General features: G+C 53.1%; 12 protein-coding genes. 8 read left to right on the top strand and 4 right to left on the bottom strand.

Annotated features, from left to right (window positions below):
* The first annotated feature begins 3 nt into the window (after nt 1–3).
* A complete protein-coding gene (locus MFFC18_RS19150) occupies nt 4–441 on the top strand; it encodes a hypothetical protein (protein WP_075083429.1) in 438 nt (145 codons plus the stop codon).
* Nucleotides 442–446: 5 nt separating this feature from the next.
* Here MFFC18_RS19150 and MFFC18_RS19145 read toward each other — a convergent pair whose 3' ends face one another.
* The gene (locus MFFC18_RS19145) at nt 447–2,057 is read right to left on the bottom strand and encodes a glycosyltransferase family 39 protein (RefSeq protein ID WP_075083428.1); all 1,611 of its coding nucleotides are present in this window, start codon (nt 2,055–2,057) and stop codon (nt 447–449) included.
* A gap of 97 nt (nt 2,058–2,154) precedes the next feature.
* Between MFFC18_RS19145 and MFFC18_RS19140 the strand changes: the two genes are divergently transcribed.
* A complete protein-coding gene (locus tag MFFC18_RS19140; protein ID WP_148618854.1) occupies nt 2,155–3,429 on the top strand; it encodes an IS701 family transposase in 1,275 nt (424 codons plus the stop codon).
* A gap of 264 nt (nt 3,430–3,693) precedes the next feature.
* On the opposite strand, the gene MFFC18_RS19135 is transcribed toward MFFC18_RS19140, so the two are convergent.
* Complete coding sequence (locus MFFC18_RS19135; RefSeq protein ID WP_075084661.1) at nt 3,694–5,145, bottom strand: AAA family ATPase; 1,452 nt, start codon at nt 5,143–5,145, stop codon at nt 3,694–3,696.
* A gap of 286 nt (nt 5,146–5,431) precedes the next feature.
* Here MFFC18_RS19135 and metH point away from each other — a divergent pair, with 286 nt between their 5' ends.
* From metH to MFFC18_RS19120, 3 genes are all read left to right on the top strand, one after another.
* Nucleotides 5,432–9,172, top strand: a complete 3,741-nt coding sequence (gene metH, locus MFFC18_RS19130) for a methionine synthase (RefSeq protein WP_075084671.1) — start codon at nt 5,432–5,434, stop codon at nt 9,170–9,172.
* Between the two features lie 83 nt (nt 9,173–9,255).
* Nucleotides 9,256–9,930: a transposase gene (locus MFFC18_RS19125; RefSeq protein ID WP_075084660.1), complete on the top strand. Its 675-nt coding sequence runs from the start codon at nt 9,256–9,258 to the stop codon at nt 9,928–9,930.
* A 128-nt stretch (nt 9,931–10,058) separates the two neighbouring features.
* A complete protein-coding gene (locus MFFC18_RS19120; protein ID WP_075084659.1) occupies nt 10,059–10,991 on the top strand; it encodes a sugar phosphate isomerase/epimerase family protein in 933 nt (310 codons plus the stop codon).
* A gap of 2 nt (nt 10,992–10,993) precedes the next feature.
* Here the strand turns inward: MFFC18_RS19120 and MFFC18_RS19115 are convergent, their stop codons facing one another.
* Complete coding sequence (locus tag MFFC18_RS19115) at nt 10,994–12,736, bottom strand: calcium-binding protein (protein WP_075084658.1); 1,743 nt, start codon at nt 12,734–12,736, stop codon at nt 10,994–10,996.
* A 299-nt stretch (nt 12,737–13,035) separates the two neighbouring features.
* Here MFFC18_RS19115 and MFFC18_RS19110 point away from each other — a divergent pair, with 299 nt between their 5' ends.
* The 3 genes from MFFC18_RS19110 to MFFC18_RS19100 all read left to right on the top strand — a co-directional run bounded on the left by MFFC18_RS19110 (nt 13,036) and on the right by MFFC18_RS19100 (nt 16,053).
* Nucleotides 13,036–13,737 (top strand): SDR family NAD(P)-dependent oxidoreductase, encoded by a 702-nt coding sequence (locus MFFC18_RS19110; RefSeq protein WP_075084657.1) that lies wholly within the window; start codon nt 13,036–13,038, stop codon nt 13,735–13,737.
* Between the two features lie 154 nt (nt 13,738–13,891).
* Complete coding sequence (locus tag MFFC18_RS19105; RefSeq protein WP_162273957.1) at nt 13,892–15,583, top strand: serine/threonine-protein kinase; 1,692 nt, start codon at nt 13,892–13,894, stop codon at nt 15,581–15,583.
* A gap of 206 nt (nt 15,584–15,789) precedes the next feature.
* Nucleotides 15,790–16,053 carry a BON domain-containing protein gene (locus MFFC18_RS19100; RefSeq protein ID WP_084417136.1) on the top strand — a complete coding sequence of 88 codons (264 nt, stop codon included), beginning with the start codon at nt 15,790–15,792 and terminating at the stop codon, nt 16,051–16,053.
* 124 nt (nt 16,054–16,177) lie between these two features.
* Here the strand turns inward: MFFC18_RS19100 and MFFC18_RS19095 are convergent, their stop codons facing one another.
* Complete coding sequence (locus tag MFFC18_RS19095; RefSeq protein WP_148618986.1) at nt 16,178–17,152, bottom strand: hypothetical protein; 975 nt, start codon at nt 17,150–17,152, stop codon at nt 16,178–16,180.
* Nucleotides 17,153–17,206 lie beyond the last annotated feature (54 nt).

Here is a 17,206-nt window from a genome sequence, read left to right as displayed (position 1 = left end):
CAGATGGAGCCATTCTTTCCAACCATTTGGGACGTCTTTCACGATGGATGTATCGATCAAGTCGAAGGTTCGATCCCCGGAACCGTGACGGTGTTCGTCGGTATCGAGTATCTGCGAAAACGATTTTCCGAGCCTGGCGAGCACTTTGTGGTGACGCTTTCCGAGTGTAAAAAGTTCTCGTTTCTACCCTACTCTTGCACCGATGAAACCGATCGGATTGCTGACTTTGCCGCGATCGTTGAGCAGTGTCCGGGAATTCTGAATGCGGAAATGGACGGCGAAGTTTGTCGCGTTTTCACCGATTGTGGCGTGCTGGAAACAAGTTCGCCTTGCGGTTCCGTTCGGCTCGATTCGGGCCGCGAAATTCCGCTCGAATTGATACTCGAAACCGCTACCGCGTATTGGGAAGAGTGGCAGTCCAAGTCGCGTCGTCGATCTTGAAGCCACTACTGAGCGGCTTCGACGTCGTCGACCAGTCTCACACGAATCAAATGGACTTGGCTATCCGGCATTCGATCGTTGGGAATGAATTTGAACTCGATCGACTGTTTTAAATAGCCTTCCAGTTCGCCTGGAATGATGACCGCGTAGTCGAGGTTGCCGCGGACGATAAACCAGCATCCTTTTGCTTCGCGGATCCAATCCAAATGGTCGTTGGTAAACTGAGGATTCCAGGTTGGAAGTGCTGCGATATGATGACTTTCCGCCAGCCGGTTCCGGTCAGGAGCACGGACTGCGTCAGCGCCCAGGATCGGGAATTGCAGGTAGGTTTGGAACCGAGGGTCGGTTATTGCAACTGCGTCGATGTCTTCAATGACGTCTGCAAACTGAAAGATGGGCTGCGTCGAATCGGATTCCGCCAATTGGCTTACAGTTGAAACCCAGTCCTCACTGCGAAATCGAGGAGGCTGCCGAAACTGAACGACTTCCTGCACCCACCAATTTCCGAAAAAACTGCTTCCGAGAATGACGACGGCGACAATCCAGGACAGTCGACGCGAGCACTGTTTGAGAGGGAAAGTCGCAAACAACGCAATCGCGACCCAGCAGACAATCGAATAGCGAACCAGCGCCATCGGAGCAATGTTCAGCCAATGTGCCGCAGCGATGCCAAGCGGGCCGATGATCGCCCAAATGAAAATCCACAGCCAACCAAACTGTTTGCCATTCGGTTCGAGAGGCTGGTCCGTTGAGTTGCTTGCTGAATCGAATCGCGTTGACGGTTGAATGAAGCCAAAAAGCCATGCGGCAAACGCGAATCCGATCGGAACCAGCATCCAATGCACCAACCACGGCTCCACGTCTTGCCAAAGCTGAGCAGTCGAAGAGACCGAATCCCAGTTGGCTCTGCGACGAAAAACGGTCGACATGTTCCAGAAATTGGGAGCCATCGCGACAGAGATCACGATGCCTGCGACCAGAAATTCGAGCGGAAATTGGCGGCGCTTCCAAGCCACCAGTACTACAAAAACTGCTTCGGCGATCAGAATCCACGCACTCGTGTAATGGCAGAACAGCAGCGCGATCGAAAACGACGTCCAAACGAGCATTTTCCAAATCAGCGATTGCTTCGCAGCAGATTGCGTATTCGGCGCTTCGACATCGAACAGTATTTTCCAGAAGGCCATTCCCTGCAGCAAGCCAATTAGCTGGACCAGAGCATACGACCTTGCTTCGCTGGCGTAGAAAATGAACTGTCCGTCGAAAGCGATCAAGCCAGCGACCAGGAATGCCGCACTCCATCGGTTCGTCAACGTTCGCGCCCACCATGGAGCAACAATCAGCAAGCTGCTCCCGGCCAACAGCGAAACCAGTCGCAACGCGAACTCGCTCATGCCCAGCAGTTGAGTCGTCGCCCAGACCAGTCCGAAATACAGCGGCGGTTGGTTTCCGTCCGCGGCCCGACCAGCGACGACCGACAGCGAATCAGCATCGACCGTCCAGGCCGTGTGGCATTCGTCGAGCCACATTGGCTCAAAGACGGCGTCCGCACGAAGATAGATCCCGACGCCAATGATGATGGCCAGAGCAAACCACGCGATGGCCGATTCTTTCATGGAAACGCTACTAACTAGTACTACAGCGCTAGGTTGATGTTTGAGAATTAGTTGAAATTTGGGATTCTATATCGTTCATGCACAAGGAGGTGCTTTGATGGATGGTACTTGGATTCGTCAGATGAAACCAGCTTTGACACGTTTTCTGAATCGGTTCTCCGATTGTTTTAGTCGAAAAGATACCCGTGCTCATATGCCAACGTATGTTCAGGGTCAGCTATCAAACCTTGCTCGCAAGAGTGTTGAGCCCATTGCACTGGCTGCCGGAGTTCCCGTTCGCACGCTTCAGGAGTTTCTTGCTCAATACGCATGGAATGAAGACGCCGTGCGAGATCGTCTGCAACAGATGGTGGCAACGGAGCGCGGTAGCAAGCGTGCCATCGGCGTGTTTGACGAAACGAGCGATGTCAAGAAAGGCACCAAGACGCCTGGCGTTCAGCGTCAGTGGTGTGGCAAGGTTGGCAAGACCGATAACTGCATGGTGACGGTTCATCTTGCTTTTGCTCAGGATGACTTTCACTGCTTGCTTGATGGTGAGTTGTTCCTTCCTGAGAGCTGGTCTGAAGATCGCGAGCGTTGTCGCGTTGCCGGGATCCCCGACGAAATGGTGTATCAGCCAAAGTGGAAGATCGCACTGGAGCTTTACGATCGCGCGCTGTCCAACGGTCTGGAGTTTGAGTGGATCACCTTTGACGAAGGCTACGGCTCCAAAGGCCCGTTTTTACGAGCTCTTGATGCCAAAGCACAGTTATTCATCGGCGAGGTTCCAGTTTCAATGACCGGCTGGATCAAGAAACCCGGGCTCCAACATCCTCCCAAAGATCCGTGTCGTGGTCGGCCGCAAAAAGGTGCGCGAGTTGCCAAAGACAATCCCAAAGCTCAGCCGTTTCGCAAACTGCTGGAAGAATCCACGCGGTTCACGAATCAGTCATGGGAGCGTTATCGCGTCAAAGATGGAGATAAAGGTCCCATGGTCTGGGAAGTCAAGCATGCGATGATCTATCGTCCTGACGGCAAGTGTGTTTCGAGCAAGCGTTGGCACTTGTTGGTGGCTCGTAACCCACTCAAGCCGGATGAAATCAAGTACTTTCTCAGCAACGCGCCGGCTGCAACAAGCGTTCAAAAGTTGTTGCTCGTTGCCTTCAGCCGCTGGCATGTCGAACGTTGCTTCCAGGATCAAAAGCAGGACATTGGACTCGACGCCTGGGAGGGCCGGAAGTATCTCGGGCTCAAACGACACATGATTCTGTCGTGCGTAAGCTACCTGTTCTTGACGAAGATGCGAGAAAAGCTCGGGGGAAAAAAAATCAGGGTTCACCGTCTATCAGGTTCACGACGCCGTATCGGCACTGGTCCAGACTTGGTGGCTTAAGGGGCGGGCATCGTCGGCGCTACTGGACCGGGTTGCCGCTACGATTCAGTACCACCAACAACGAAACGCAAAAGCAACACGATCACACGCCAAGAGAACTCGCAAAAAACTCCGGAGAATTGGCATCAAAGTAAGCAAAATCAAACGATGCTACTGGGGTTCAACCTAGCGCTGTAGTACTAGGCACTGTTTGACAAATTGATTTTCATGTCATCAACGCGGCCAAACATGATCGGCAAGGCGCTCACATTTACCAAACAGTGCCTAGCCCGCGCGGCGGGCGCTTGAGTTCTGGGCGGCAATGAACTTGAAGATTCCGCGGTCCATCAATCGCTCACGTGCCTCGGCAAAGCCATTGGAATACGTGTCCTGATTGACCAGCATCGCGACATCGACCAGATGGCTGTCGCTGCTGATTTCGTCAACGATTTGCCAAACAGGTCCGGCATCGACGATTATTAAATCAAACTCACTGCGAACCTTGTCAATTTGCGACTCAAGGACATCGAAAATCGGAGCACTGTAAGGAGCGACGTTGGCAACCGGGCCGCTAAGTGGCATCACGCAGATTTTTGACTCTTTTCCGTACACAATGCATTCGCCAACGGGTTCCTGAGCGATCTTTTTCTCGTACCAGTTAACGCCTGCGATACCGATCGTTTTTGAAAGATCGGGCTGCATAATGTCGGCGTCGACCAGCAACACTCGTTTGCCTCTGGCGGCAACGGTTCGAGCCAATGTAATCGACATCGTGGTCGTGCCTTGTCCTCGCGTCGGTGCCGTGACAACAATCGTTTTCCCGAAAGGTGAAAGGATTGATTGGCAGTTGTCGGCCAGTCCGTTCACAATTCCGTCGATCGCCAGGATTTGATCGGAGACTTTTGGCCAGCGGAATTTCGGCACATCCCAAGCCGCCGCCGTCAGCGAAACCTTGTGCGTCGCTGCAGGAGTTTCGGTCTGAGACGCTTTGGTCTGAGGCATTTTGTTCTGACGAGCAACAAAGCTGTGCTCGGATACCGGCAACGTGTATTCAGGCCTTGGTAATTCAGGCGACAGACGCAGCGTTTCGTCTTCAACCGAATCTGCCGTTGAGCCGCTGGTTGGATCCGTCGTGCCGTTTTCGACTTTCTGGATCAGTCTACTTTCTGGTTGGTCTGTCAGAACGGAAGCGATCGCTGTTGCGATGCTATTGACCAGATCCTGCGACAAAGGCTGAGTCGTGGTTTGCGGAACCGAAGCTTCAATCGTGGTGTCAGCGGCTGTTGGCGCTGCCGCGACGCGGGCTCCAATGTCGTTGCTCTCTGTAGCCGCACTGCGGTTGTTTTCGGCGATCCACTGGTAGCCAGCATCCAGCTTTGCCACCGCTCGCAACACATCCACGTGATCCGCGTGAGTCAGTTCGGCGGTTGCCGTTTTCTGCTGCTGGGCGATATCGTCGACGATCGAAGCCGCTGGCGAAGGCGTCTGTTGCGATTCTGCGGCAACGTCAGCAGGCTGATTCTCAGGCGTCTGAACCGGCTGTTCGGCGGCAGTGCGGATTTGAGCCACGTAGTCTTCAAGCTGCAACGCTCGTGCATTCGGTTTGACAGCATTTTCTGCCATGTCGATTCGCACGAACGTCTGTTTACCATCCCGACGGTTCACCGGTCGGATGATAGCGGCCTTTGAGCCTCGTGTTTGGCGGAATACGGGCTTGGGATTGGTCGAGGAAGACATGCCGTCACCCTTGTTCTTGAAGCGGTTATACGGGTTAGGTTATCGGCTCCTGGGAGGTAAACTCTTGAGCAATCAGCCGTTGAGGGCTAAAATGCTCTCAGCTTTTTTCTCGTGTGCACGCTCGAAGTCTCGTCACGCCGCCACGCCTGCAATATTCGTTCGAGCCATCTTTTGCGCAAGCCTTTCCGGGGTTTGGCGGATTTTCCGTCGCTTTTTCGCGGAATGATAGCTGCTCGTGCCGATGCAGGGTTTTTGCCTGGAACCCCTATCGTGAAACGCCGTGTCGATCGCAACTCAAACTAATCGTACCGAACTTTTTCTCAAACGCCTTGAGCAGGAGATCCTGATCCTCGATGGAGCTATGGGTTCCATGATCTTTGGGCTGGGCCTGTCTGAAGAAGAGGTCCGTGGCGAACGCTTCAAGGATTGGCACCACGATTTGAAGAACTGCACCGATGTGTTCGGGCTGACACACCCGGAAAAGATCACGGGGCTGCATCGTCAGTACCTCGAAGCCGGAGCCGACATTATCGAGACCAATACGTTTCAGGCGAGCCTGGTCGGTCTGAGCGATTTTGAATTCCCTGAAGAAATCGTCCGCGAGATTAACTTTGCTGGCGTTGCCAATGCTCGCAAGGCAGCCGACGAGTTCACGGCACTGACTCCGGACAAACCGCGGTTCGTTGCCGGCTCGATCGGGCCGACGTCAAAGCAGACTGCGATCAGCACCGACGTCAATGATCCGGCGTTTCGCAATACGGACTTCGAAGAAATGGAAGCCTCGTATTACATTCAGGTGAAAGCCCTGGTTGAGGCCGGCGTCGATATTCTGTTTCCCGAAACGGTGATCGATACGTTGAATTTGAAAGCCTGTTTGTTCGCGATCGCGAGGTACTTCGAGGACAGCGGCAATTCAATTCCGGTGATGGTTTCAGGTTGCTTTCAAGACAACGCTACATTTGTGTCAGGTCAAGTTGTCGAAGCGTTTTGGAATTCCGTATCACACTTCCCAATGCTCAGCGTCGGCATGAACTGCGCGGTTGGCCCTGAAAATATGCGACCGGACATCGAGGAGTTGTCGAAAATATCGCACTCCTACATCAGTTGCCATCCTAACGCTGGAAAGCCCAATGAGATGGGCGAGTTCGATCTTTCACCTGAAGACATGGCCGTCATAATTAAAGAGTGGGCCGAGTCAGGTTGGCTGAATATCGTCGGAGGTTGCTGCGGCACGACGCCGGCTCACATCAAAGCCATCTCGGAAGCCGTCAAAGGAATCTCGCCTCACAAACGAAACGATATCAAACCGCTAACGCGACTTTCGGGCGCTCGTCCGCTGACGATGCGGGAAGACGCGAACTTTCTGATGGTTGGTGAACGGACGAATGTTACTGGCTCTCGAAAGTTTGCCCGACTGATTCGCGAAGAACAGTTCGAAGAAGCCATCGAAGTCGCCCGCGACCAGGTCGAAGGCGGCGCTGCGGTGATCGACATCAATATGGATGACGCGTTGCTTGATGGCGAAGCAGCCATGACCAAGTACTTGCGTCTGATCGCCGGCGAAGGAGACATTGCCGCGGTGCCGATCATGATTGACAGTTCGAAATGGTCCGTCATCGAGGCCGGTCTTCGCGCCGTTCAGGGCAAAGCGATTGTGAACTCGATCAGCCTCAAAGAAGGCGAAGCAGACTTTCTCGAAAAAGCCAAACTCGTTCGCCGCTACGGTGCCGCTGCCGTCGTGATGGCGTTCGATGAAGATGGCCAAGCCGTTGAAGCGGACGAAAAAGTTCGCATTTGCAAGCGGGCCTACGATATCCTCACGCAGCAAGTCGGCTTTCCTCCCGAAGACATCATCTTCGATCCGAATATTCTGACGATCGCCACCGGAATGTCGGAGCACGACAACTACGCGGTCAACTTTTTCGAAGCCACGAAACAGATCAAGAAAGTTTGCCCGGGTGCAAAAGTTTCCGGCGGCGTGTCTAACGTTTCGTTCAGCTTCCGCGGTAACAACGTCGTTCGCGAAGCCATCAATGCGGCCTTCCTGTTCCACGCGATCAAGGCCGGGCTCGATATGGGAATCGTCAACGCGGGGCAGCTTGAGATCTACGAGGAGATTCCCAAGGACTTGCTGGAACATGTCGAAGATGTGTTGCTCAACCGACGTCCTGACGCCACCGATCGACTTTTGGAATTCGCCGAAACCGTCAAAGCCAGCGGCAAGGGTGGCAAGAAGCGACAGGAAGATCTGACGTGGCGCGAAGGCACGGTCGAAGAACGCCTTTCGCATGCTCTGGTCAAAGGAATCGACAAATATGTTGTCGACGACACCGAAGAGGCCCGCTTGAAGTACGACCGCTGCCTTTCGATTATCGAAGGCCCGATGATGGACGGCATGGCTGTCGTTGGCGATCTGTTCGGCAGCGGGAAAATGTTCCTGCCACAAGTTGTGAAGTCGGCTCGTGTGATGAAGAAAGCCGTGGCTCATTTGCTGCCGTTCATGGAGCAGGAAAAGATCGACGCGGGTGTCGAGAGTCAGAGCTTCCGCGGGAAAATCTTGTTGGCGACGGTCAAAGGCGACGTGCACGATATCGGCAAAAATATCGTTGGCGTGGTGCTTGGCTGCAACAATTACGAAGTCATCGACCTGGGAGTCATGGTTTCCTGCGACAAGATTCTTGAGGAAGCCGTTAAGCATGATGTCGACATGATCGGACTGTCAGGTTTGATTACGCCAAGCCTCGACGAGATGGTTTATGTTGCCAAGGAAATGAAGCGGCTGGACATGAAGATGCCGCTGCTAATCGGTGGAGCGACAACAAGCGACAAGCACACGGCTGTTCGCATCGCGCCTCAATACGAACACGGCGTGATCCATGTTTTGGATGCTTCGCGAAGCGTCGGCGTTGTCGATCGTCTGATCAATCAGGATCTGAAAAAGGAATTCATGGCCGAGAACGCGGCGTTGCAGGATAAGCTGGTCGCCGGATATCAGGAGCGTCAGATGACGTTGATTCCGTGCGCCGAAGCTTTCGAAAAACGTTTCGCCACCGATTGGTCGAGCGTCGAAATCAACAAGCCATCGTTCACGGGCACCAAAACTCTGGGCTCAGTCGCCAACGATGCGTGGACTTCCGGCAGCGAAGGCGATTCTTCGGTCTCGCTTGAGAAGATTTCCGAATACATCGACTGGACTCCGTTCTTTATGTCCTGGGAGCTTCACGGAAAGTACCCCAAGATCCTCGAAGACAAAGTTGTTGGAACCGAAGCCAAAAAACTTTTCGCTGATGCCCAGGAAATGCTTGGCAAGATCACGAAAGAAGGCCTGCTGCAGGCTCGCGGCATGTATGGCTTTTGGCCGGCGGCCAGCGAAGGCGATTCGATCATTCTGTACACTGATGAAACGCGTTCCAAAGAGCTGACTCGATTCCACATGCTTCGTCAGCAGTGGCAGCGCAAAGGCATCGATCAATTCCGATCGCTCGCGGACTATATCGCGCCTGTCGACAGCGGACGAGAGGACTACATCGGAGGCTTCGCGGTCACGACGGGGCACGGATGCGATGAGTTGGCTGCCAGGTACCGTGCAGATTTGGACGACTACAACGCGATCATGGTTTCGGCTCTGGCTGACCGTTTGGCGGAAGCTTTCGCCGAGATGCTGCATCAGCAAGCCCGCGTGGATTGGGGATTCGGCGCCGGAGAAGGGCTTTCCAATGAAGAACTGATCAAGGAAAAGTATCGTGGCATTCGTCCTGCGGCTGGCTATCCGGCTTGCCCCGATCACACGGAAAAAGCAACGCTGTGGAATTTGATGAACGTCGAAGAGTCGACCGGAATTTCGCTGACTTCGTCCTTCGCCATGTGGCCAGGTGCTGCGGTCAGTGGACTGTATTTCGCTCACCCGGAGTCACGCTACTTCTCGGTTAACAAGGTGACCAAGGATCAGGTTGAGGCCTATGCAAAACGCAAAGGCGAATCGGTCGAAGAGATTGAGCGTTGGCTTTCGCCAGTATTGGGATATTAAAAAGTCGTGGCTGCGGCGTCTCGCCGCAGTGCATCCTTTCAAACTGTGGCGAGACGCAACAGCCACAATTTCGGAGTCGAATCGTGATAGAGAAACTTCGATTTCAACCATTTGACGATAATGGTGAAGGTCGAGTTTACTACCACGGATTTTTGCCTCACTGGCGTCAAACCGGCTGTACCTATTTCGTCACTTTTCGTTTGGCTGATTCCGTACCGCAAGGAGTTCTTGATCAATGGACGCTGGAAAAGCGTGCTTGGCTGCAACATCGCGTTGGCGAATGTAGTGACGACTCTGACGTAATAAAGAAACTCAGCAAGGCCGATCGTTTGATGTTCTGCCGAGCGTTTTCGTCAAAGCTCTTCAATGAACTCGATAGATCTCACGGCGATTGCATAATGCGAAATCGAGATATGTCTTTGATCGTATTCGACGCAATGACTCACTTCCATGGTGAAAGGGTTGAGTGCGGAGACTTGGTCATCATGCCGAATCATGTCCATGCATTGTTGACACCGCTTGGGAGGTACGAGCTTGAAGACATTCTGCATTCAGTGAAGAGTTTTAGTGCCCATGCAATCAATGCTGCGTTGAAAGAAAAGGGGGTGGTGTGGATGAAGGAATCGCATGATCACATTGTTCGCGATGCTGAAGAGCTGTTGAGAATTCAGGCTTACATTCGCTCGAATCCAGAGAGGGCCGGTGTGCCTGAAGGCCAGTTTCGTTTGCGTGCCGTTGAATATCAGCTTGATGTGTAGTCTTCGTGGCTGAGGCGTCCCGCCGCAGTTTTTGTTTACTCGCTACACTGCGGCGAGACGCCGCAGCCACATTGAACTCGCGGCGTTTGGTATCATCAAGTTATCAATATCCAGTTATAGGCTCCATCATGAATCGCAGAACGTTTTTGACATCGTCCGCTGTCGCCGCAACCGGGATCGCGGTCAAACCAGTTCCAGCAAGTTTCCGTCGCACTTCCATGCATTCGATTTCGCAGGACATTGCACTTGGTGATCGAATCTATAAAACGCTCAAGTACAACATGGTCGGTGTTGAGGGAACGTTGACCGACAAGTTTAAAGCTGCCAAAGAAGCAGGCTTTGCTGCCATTGAGCTCGATTCTCCGCTGCGTTTTTCAGGCGACGTTTCGGTCGAAGATGCCAATAAAGCCGTCGCCGAAAGTGGCCTGCCTGTCGACGGCACCGTCTGCGGTTCACACTGGAAGCTGACGCACTCCAGTCCTGATGCTGACATGCGAGCGGCTGCCCTCAAAGATCTCATCGACGCAATCGAGCAGACGGATGCGATTGGTGGCACGACCGTTCTGCTGGTTGCCGGGCATGGCAAAGACGGCACGCCAGAGGAAATTGATGCGAGAGCAATCGAGAACATTTCCAAAGCTTTGCCCACGGCTGCAAAACATGGCGTCACGATCGTGATCGAAAACGTATGGAATCGCATGCACTACGATCACGACGGAGATTCAAATCAGACCGCTGAGCGGCTGGTCAAGTTTGTCGATGCGTTTAACTCACCGTTTGTCGGAATGCAGTTCGATATCGGCAACCATTGGAAATACGGCAGCATGGGTGACTGGATTCGTCAGCTCGGGAAACGAATCGTGAAATTGGACCTGAAAGGTTTCTCGCGAGAACAAAACAGGTTCACCAAAATTGGAGAAGGCGATTTGGACTGGGCGGACGTCCGCAAAGCGCTCGTTGAAATCAACTTCTACGGCTATGCTGCGGCAGAAGTCGGCGGGGGGGATATGGCCAGACTCAAGGAAGTCTCTGCCAACATGGATGCGGCACTCGGGCTGTAACCTTACGAATCACCGAACGTCATCAACGCGTCGAAGAAATCGTACTTGTCCTGCATGCCGATAGGACTGCTGCCACTTGAGTAGCGGTCGAAGTAGTACTCCCACGTCGTGGCGAAATCTTCGCACGGATTGTCTTCCGGGTCGGAATCATCGTTTGAGAAAGTGAATTCAGAAGACGAGTCGTAGTACCACTGACCGTCGTTGGACAACTCGAAAAAGATGCCAGGATCTCCGTTCGATTCCGGGGTCCACGTGCTCAACGCCATAAAATCTTCAAACGAAGTCGGGGATCCCATCAGGCCCAATTGCTGGAACTGTTGCGACGTATTCCAGTTGCGCGCAATCTGCACGTAGACCGAAGTCATGAAATCGGACTTGTCAAACAGGCCTTCTTCGTCGAATTCCTCGAACTGAATTGACCGCGTGAAAACGCCGCCGTTGTCCGAGAGTGTATTCGAACCAAACGCAGTGCCAGCGATCTCAGCGACTTTGGTGAAAGTCAAATTGTCTGACGTCATCGAATCCGTAAGCAGCAGCGTGCTCAACGTCCTGTGATGCATGACTTCCAGCGCCGTATCCATTAACTCGATTTCAGCATCGGTCCAGTCTGAGTCGCTATTCTCGTAAATCAGCACGGCATCTTCGCCGACTTCGTCCATAATCAAGTCCGTTGACTCCGTCAGGAAACGATCTGCTCCATCGTTCCCAAACAGTCGGTCAACACCTGCACCGATGCCGCCCGCCATTCCGTCAAGTCCTGCGTCGCCACGAACGATGTCTGAACCCGCGTCGCCGTAGAGACGGTCATTGTCATTGCCGCCGCGAACGACATCGTTTCCATCGTTGCCATTCATATAGTCGTCGCCGTCCTGGCCGTACATCAGGTCATTGCCGGCGCCACCGGTCATGCGATCGTTGCCGGTCCAGCCATGCATGGTGTCATTGCCATCTCCGCCCTCCATGATGTCGTCGTCCTGATCACCTTTGACGAAGTCATTTCCTTCTTCGCCATCGAGATCGTCGGCTCCCGGATTGCCACGCAACCGGTCGGCGCCGTCCCCGCCGAAAATGGTGTCATCGCCGGCTTGGCCATACAGCAAGTCGTCTCCGCCATCACCGTAAATCGTGTCTTCGCCTGTGAATGCAAAGACCGTATCATTTCCATCGCCCGCGAAGATCACGTCGTCACCGCGTTCACCGTAGATTACGTCGTCTCCCGCACCGCCAAAGATCGAATCATTGGTGGGGCCGCCGTTGATCAGGTCATTGCCGTCACCGCCATAGATCGCGTCGTGGCCGTCATTGCCGTTGAGAATATCTTCTCCGTCGGAGCCAAACAGAATGTCTGCACCGTTGCCAGCAAAGATGCGATCGATGCCCTGGCCACCGAAGAATGTGTCGTCTCCTGCATTGCCGTAGGCGAGCATCGGCAGACTGGTCGAGTTCCGCATGATGTCGTCGCCGCTACGTCCAGTGAATTCAATGGAATCGACAGACGCCTGAGGAAAGGATGCGACAGGAGTTTCGGTGACTTCGAAATCCAGAGTCACGTCGTAGGTGTTGTCGACGGGATTGTCTTCTACCAAAACGTCGTTCGCGACACCATCACCAACGATGGTCAGCACACTTCCTTCCAGAGTCACTGATACAGCCAGCAACCTGCGATTTTCGAGCACGCTGTAGCCGCGCGTGGAAATGCCGGAGCGACGCCGCCTGTTGGTGATTCTTCGACTTTGATTTCCCATCGACCACGCTCCGAATGTTTTGCACTTTCTGTTGACGCACGCTCAAATATGCCACTCAATGCGCCGATGCTGCACTTAATTCCGGTTCTGTGATTGGTTTCAGCATCTCGCGTTCGAGTTGGAGTTGTCACACAAAGCGAACGGGAAGTAAGGATTACCCGATTGCTGTTCGAGAGGGCGTGAGGGCGAACAATCCATTTGCAGCGGTGTCAAACAGTTGGACGGTTTTGCGACCCGTTACGGTTGGCTCGAGTTTTCGGGTCAGAGATAGTTGAGTTCTTTGATATCGAAAGCAGGCTATGAGCGAAAAAAACTTTATCGTTGTCGGTGGAAGCAAGGGAATTGGTCTGGGGATTACGAAGCGTTTGTCCGCTGCCGGCCATCAAGTGATCGTGCTGAGTCGATCCGCGCTGGCGGAGCAGCTTCCCGGAGTCACGCACCATGTGTTTGATGTTACGACGGATGATGTCGACAAATCCTGGTTGCCGAATTCGATCGACGGCGTCGCGTATTGTCCGGGCAGCATCAACCTGCGTTCATTTCGATCGCTCAAGCCTGAGATCTTCCGGGAAGACTTTGAGCTGAACGTTGTCGGCGCGGTCAAAGTTCTGCAGGCAACGCATTCCGGTTTGAAGAAAAATGGCGCATCGAGCGTATTGCTTTTCAGCACCGTGGCGGTTGCTCAGGGGATGCATGCACACGCTTCGATTGCCGCTTCGAAGGGGGCAATCGAAGGCTTGACGCGTACCCTCGCTGCAGAATTTTCACCTCACACGAGAGTGAATTGTTTGGCTCCGGCGCTGACCGATACTCCGCTGACTGAAAAGTTTTTCGCGGATCCGGAGAAAGCAAAGGCACTGGGGGAGAAGTATCCGTTAGGTCGAACGGGCAGTGTTGACGACCTTGCGGAGGCAGGAGCGTTCCTTTTAAGCCAAAAAAGTAGCTGGATTACGGGGCAAGTTTGGGGCATTGATGGAGGAATGTCGTCGGTTCGAAAATAGAAAATCGGTTTTTTACCGTAAGAAAGATCTTTTTCAGGAAAATCAGAACCATTTTCTCAATCTCACGTACGCTTGGATCGTCATTGTCTTTGTGTTTCGAGTGAAACATAATATTTCGACGGATCGGAAAAAGGTTTTTGACTTGCTGCCGCCCATGGAACATCTCGCTGACAATTCTCAATCGCACTCAGATCTTGCTGGACTGAAGATCGGTGACTATCGCCTGCTGCGCCGACTTGGGTCTGGCGGAATGGCAGACGTTTATCTCGCGGTCCAGGAGTCGCTCAAGCGGAACGTCGCTCTAAAGATTCTGAAGAAGCATCTGGCCAACGATGAAGGCTACGTCGACCGATTTAAACGTGAGGCTCAAGCTGCAGCCGGTTTGGTGCATGCCAACATCGTGCAAATTTTTGAAGTCGGCCAAGCGAATGGTTTTCACTTTATCGCTCAAGAATACGTTCGCGGTCGAAACCTGAAACAGTATCTCGGTCGTTACGGAGCGGTTCCGCCAGACATGGCGTTAAGCGTCTTGCGGCAATCGGCGATGGCGTTACAAAAAGGCGACGAACACGATGTCGTGCATCGCGACATCAAACCCGAAAACATTTTGTTGACGTCCAACGGCGAGATCAAGATCGCTGACTTCGGGCTGGCACGTGTCGGGGACGAGGCTGACAATACACTGACGCGAGCCGGGATCACCGTCGGCACGCCGCTGTACATGAGCCCGGAGCAGATCGAAGGCGCGGAAGTCGACATTCGCAGCGACATCTACTCGCTCGGAGTCACGCTCTATCACATGCTTGTCGGTCAGCCTCCGTTCGACGGAGATTCGCCGCTGGTGATCGCGGTCAAGCATACTTCGGAAACACCGGGTTTGATCAGTGATCATCGCAGCGATTTGCCAGGCGAACTCGACACTATCGTCAATGCGATGTTAAGCAAGAAAAAGGAAGACCGACCGCAATCGCCAATGCAATTGATGAAGATGTTGCAGGCGATCAATGTGGAAGCCTCAAACGGTTTTGACTGGAAGCTGTTCGAAGTTCAAATGCACAGCCGCGAGCTGGTGGCGGGAATTCCGATGCTTCATGAAGTCGCGCAAACGGAGTCGTTCGTTCGTCCTAAAAAAGGACGTCGGACTTATTCGCCGTTGTGGCTGGTCGTGCCCGCGATGATTTTGCTTTCACTGGTTGCGTGGTGGGGTGGCAGTCAGATCGCCGATCAGTATTCCGGGTTGAAGAATCTTCGCAACGATGACCTCGAAGTCGCAGAGGAACTCGAAGTCCCCATGGAGTGCGATGTCGAAGAACAATATCTTTCCGCGTATTGGAACTCGAGAGAGATTCCGGCGGATGATTTCGAGCGTCGTAAATTGCTCTGGAAAGCAGTTGGTGAATATTTTCCGCCGAATGCGGCAACGACCGACGTGCACAAAACTGAGCTGTACAATCTCCGCGCCAAATGTCGTCTGGGTGAGCTATACATTGAGTCTGGCGATTTGGATCGCGCGTCCGAGATCTACGACGAACTCGCCAGCCAGGATGAGATGTCGCTTGAGTTTCGTACGACTGGTTACGCTGGAAAAGCGATCACGCTGAGCATGCGTCCGGTCGACTCATTCCGAAACGGCGGGATCCAGGAACAGGAAAGCATGATTCGGCTTTGTCTCGATGACGAGGGCCATGTTCGAGAAAACAAGGACTTGCTCAATCAGTTTTTGAAAGAGCGAATTCTTGTCCTGCTTGAGCGAATCAAGAGCTACGGAAAATACACTCCGCCGCCACGCCCGACGGACTTTGCAAAATCTCGCAAGGTGCGTTCTGCCAACTGGTTCGGCATCTAAATCGGGACGACTGGCCACTCAGGCGGCGTTTCTCTGACGATCGACAGTTTGTGGCAGTTTGTACGGATTCTGCATTCTGTGGGCGGGGATTTTCCCTCGCGGCGCCCTCATTTCCAGACTGGAATCAAGTTCTATCGCGGCATTCGCTAACGGCAAGCTACATAGTTCTGTCGCAAGTTCATCTCCTCCCCAATCTGTTCAATACGATGCAACTGACTTCCATCTCAACTTCTGTTCTGCACCAACAGATCGCCAAAGCAATCGTCCACAATCCACATTTGGATTCCCGTCGAATCAAGGTCCGCACCAATCGCGGACGTGTTGTGCTTTGTGGATCTACCGAAACGTATTTCGAAAAGCAGATGGCTCAGGAAGCGCTTCGTGGGATCGAAGGCGTGACGTCAATCGAGAATGAACTGGAAGTCGAATGGGCCGCATTGGCTTCCCCAGTTCCCGCCTACGATCAGTAATTCGTCGATCAAAAAATACGCGCCCGCGAATGTCACCACGCACGTGAGCTGAAAAATAGAAACGAAAAAACGGCGCTGAGCGAATCAGTGCCGTTTCTGTTTATCGAAGTGACTTTGCAGTAGCCTAGAAGCCAGGGAACAATCCACCGACGACTTCGTTGAAGCCTTCAGGTCGTGGGATGCGAATGCTGACTTCGGTACCGTCAAGCTTCGCTTCGAGTGCATCGCCAATTTTCTTCATGACAGAAGCTGCTTCTTCGTTTGGAGCACGAGCAGGATCCAAGCCCATTTTTCCGAACATCAGCAATGAATCGAGTCCGTCAGCGAACTCTTCTGCCAGTTCTTCGTCTTTTCCAGTTGCACAAAGTGTCAACAGCTCGTCACCATCAAGGTCGACAGTGATTCGAAGGTTGGTGATGTTGTTCAAAAGTTCCGCATAAGCGATCGCGTTTGGCTGTGTCTGAGCGACCATGTCGATGATCTCTTCTTTCAGTGCAGCCATTCCATCGACGTCGACGACGATCCGAACCGCGTGATCTGGCGTCATCTTCCAGGCTTTATTCAAGCCGTCGGTCGCAACTTCGCGATCAGCACGAGTCAGATACTTTTCCGTACCCATTTCAAGCGTCTTGTCGTCGATCTTCTGAGCCAGCATTCCTTCCGGAGCATCCGGATCAGTTTGCTTCATGAAAGTCTTGCCACCGATAGAAACCTCTTCGCTTTCTTCGGACATCTTTTTCAACAGGCCAGAGAGCGACTCGCTGTTGTTGAACTCAACGCGTGAGAACAACTCCATCGGCAGTGCAGCACCGGGCCCCATGCCCTGAAACGCCTGAACGTTGTCCGGCAGGCTAAGTGATCCAAACACGCGTGAAATTGATGATGGATCCATTTCTTCCGGGTCAACGCCAGGAAGAGTTTGCATCTTGTCTTGCAGATCAAGTTGCTTGCCAAGTTCCGAATTGACAATCTTGTCCATGTTGACGTCGAAACGGATAACCGATTTTTCTTTCGCTTCAAGCGGTGTTTGCTGAGCGAAGGCCGGTGCAGTCACCAGGCAAAGTGAAACAACGGCCAAAGAAAGGAATGCGGTTCGCATTGATGAAAACTCCATAAGATTTTGAGGTTAAACCGGTCAAGCGAACTCTGTTCC

Source organism: Mariniblastus fucicola (genome assembly GCF_008087665.1).
GTDB classification, from domain to species: Bacteria; Planctomycetota; Planctomycetia; order Pirellulales; family Pirellulaceae; genus Mariniblastus; species Mariniblastus fucicola.
This window is presented reverse-complemented; position numbering and strand designations above follow the sequence as displayed.

Bases quoted from the DNA above. Each gene is read 5' to 3' on its own strand.
- MFFC18_RS19110 (WP_075084657.1), top strand. From the start codon at position 13,036: ATGAGCGAAAAAAACTTTATCGTTGTCGGTGGAAGCAAGGGAATTGGT.
- MFFC18_RS19105 (WP_162273957.1), top strand. From the start codon at position 13,892: ATGGAACATCTCGCTGACAATTCTCAATCGCACTCAGATCTTGCTGGA.
- MFFC18_RS19120 (WP_075084659.1), top strand. From the start codon at position 10,059: ATGAATCGCAGAACGTTTTTGACATCGTCCGCTGTCGCCGCAACCGGG.
- MFFC18_RS19095 (WP_148618986.1), bottom strand. From the start codon at position 17,152: ATGCGAACCGCATTCCTTTCTTTGGCCGTTGTTTCACTTTGCCTGGTG.
- MFFC18_RS19100 (WP_084417136.1), top strand. From the start codon at position 15,790: ATGCAACTGACTTCCATCTCAACTTCTGTTCTGCACCAACAGATCGCC.
- MFFC18_RS19115 (WP_075084658.1), bottom strand. From the start codon at position 12,736: ATGGGAAATCAAAGTCGAAGAATCACCAACAGGCGGCGTCGCTCCGGC.
- MFFC18_RS19140 (WP_148618854.1), top strand. From the start codon at position 2,155: ATGGATGGTACTTGGATTCGTCAGATGAAACCAGCTTTGACACGTTTT.
- MFFC18_RS19135 (WP_075084661.1), bottom strand. From the start codon at position 5,145: ATGTCTTCCTCGACCAATCCCAAGCCCGTATTCCGCCAAACACGAGGC.
- MFFC18_RS19145 (WP_075083428.1), bottom strand. From the start codon at position 2,057: ATGAAAGAATCGGCCATCGCGTGGTTTGCTCTGGCCATCATCATTGGC.
- MFFC18_RS19150 (WP_075083429.1), top strand. From the start codon at position 4: ATGGAGCCATTCTTTCCAACCATTTGGGACGTCTTTCACGATGGATGT.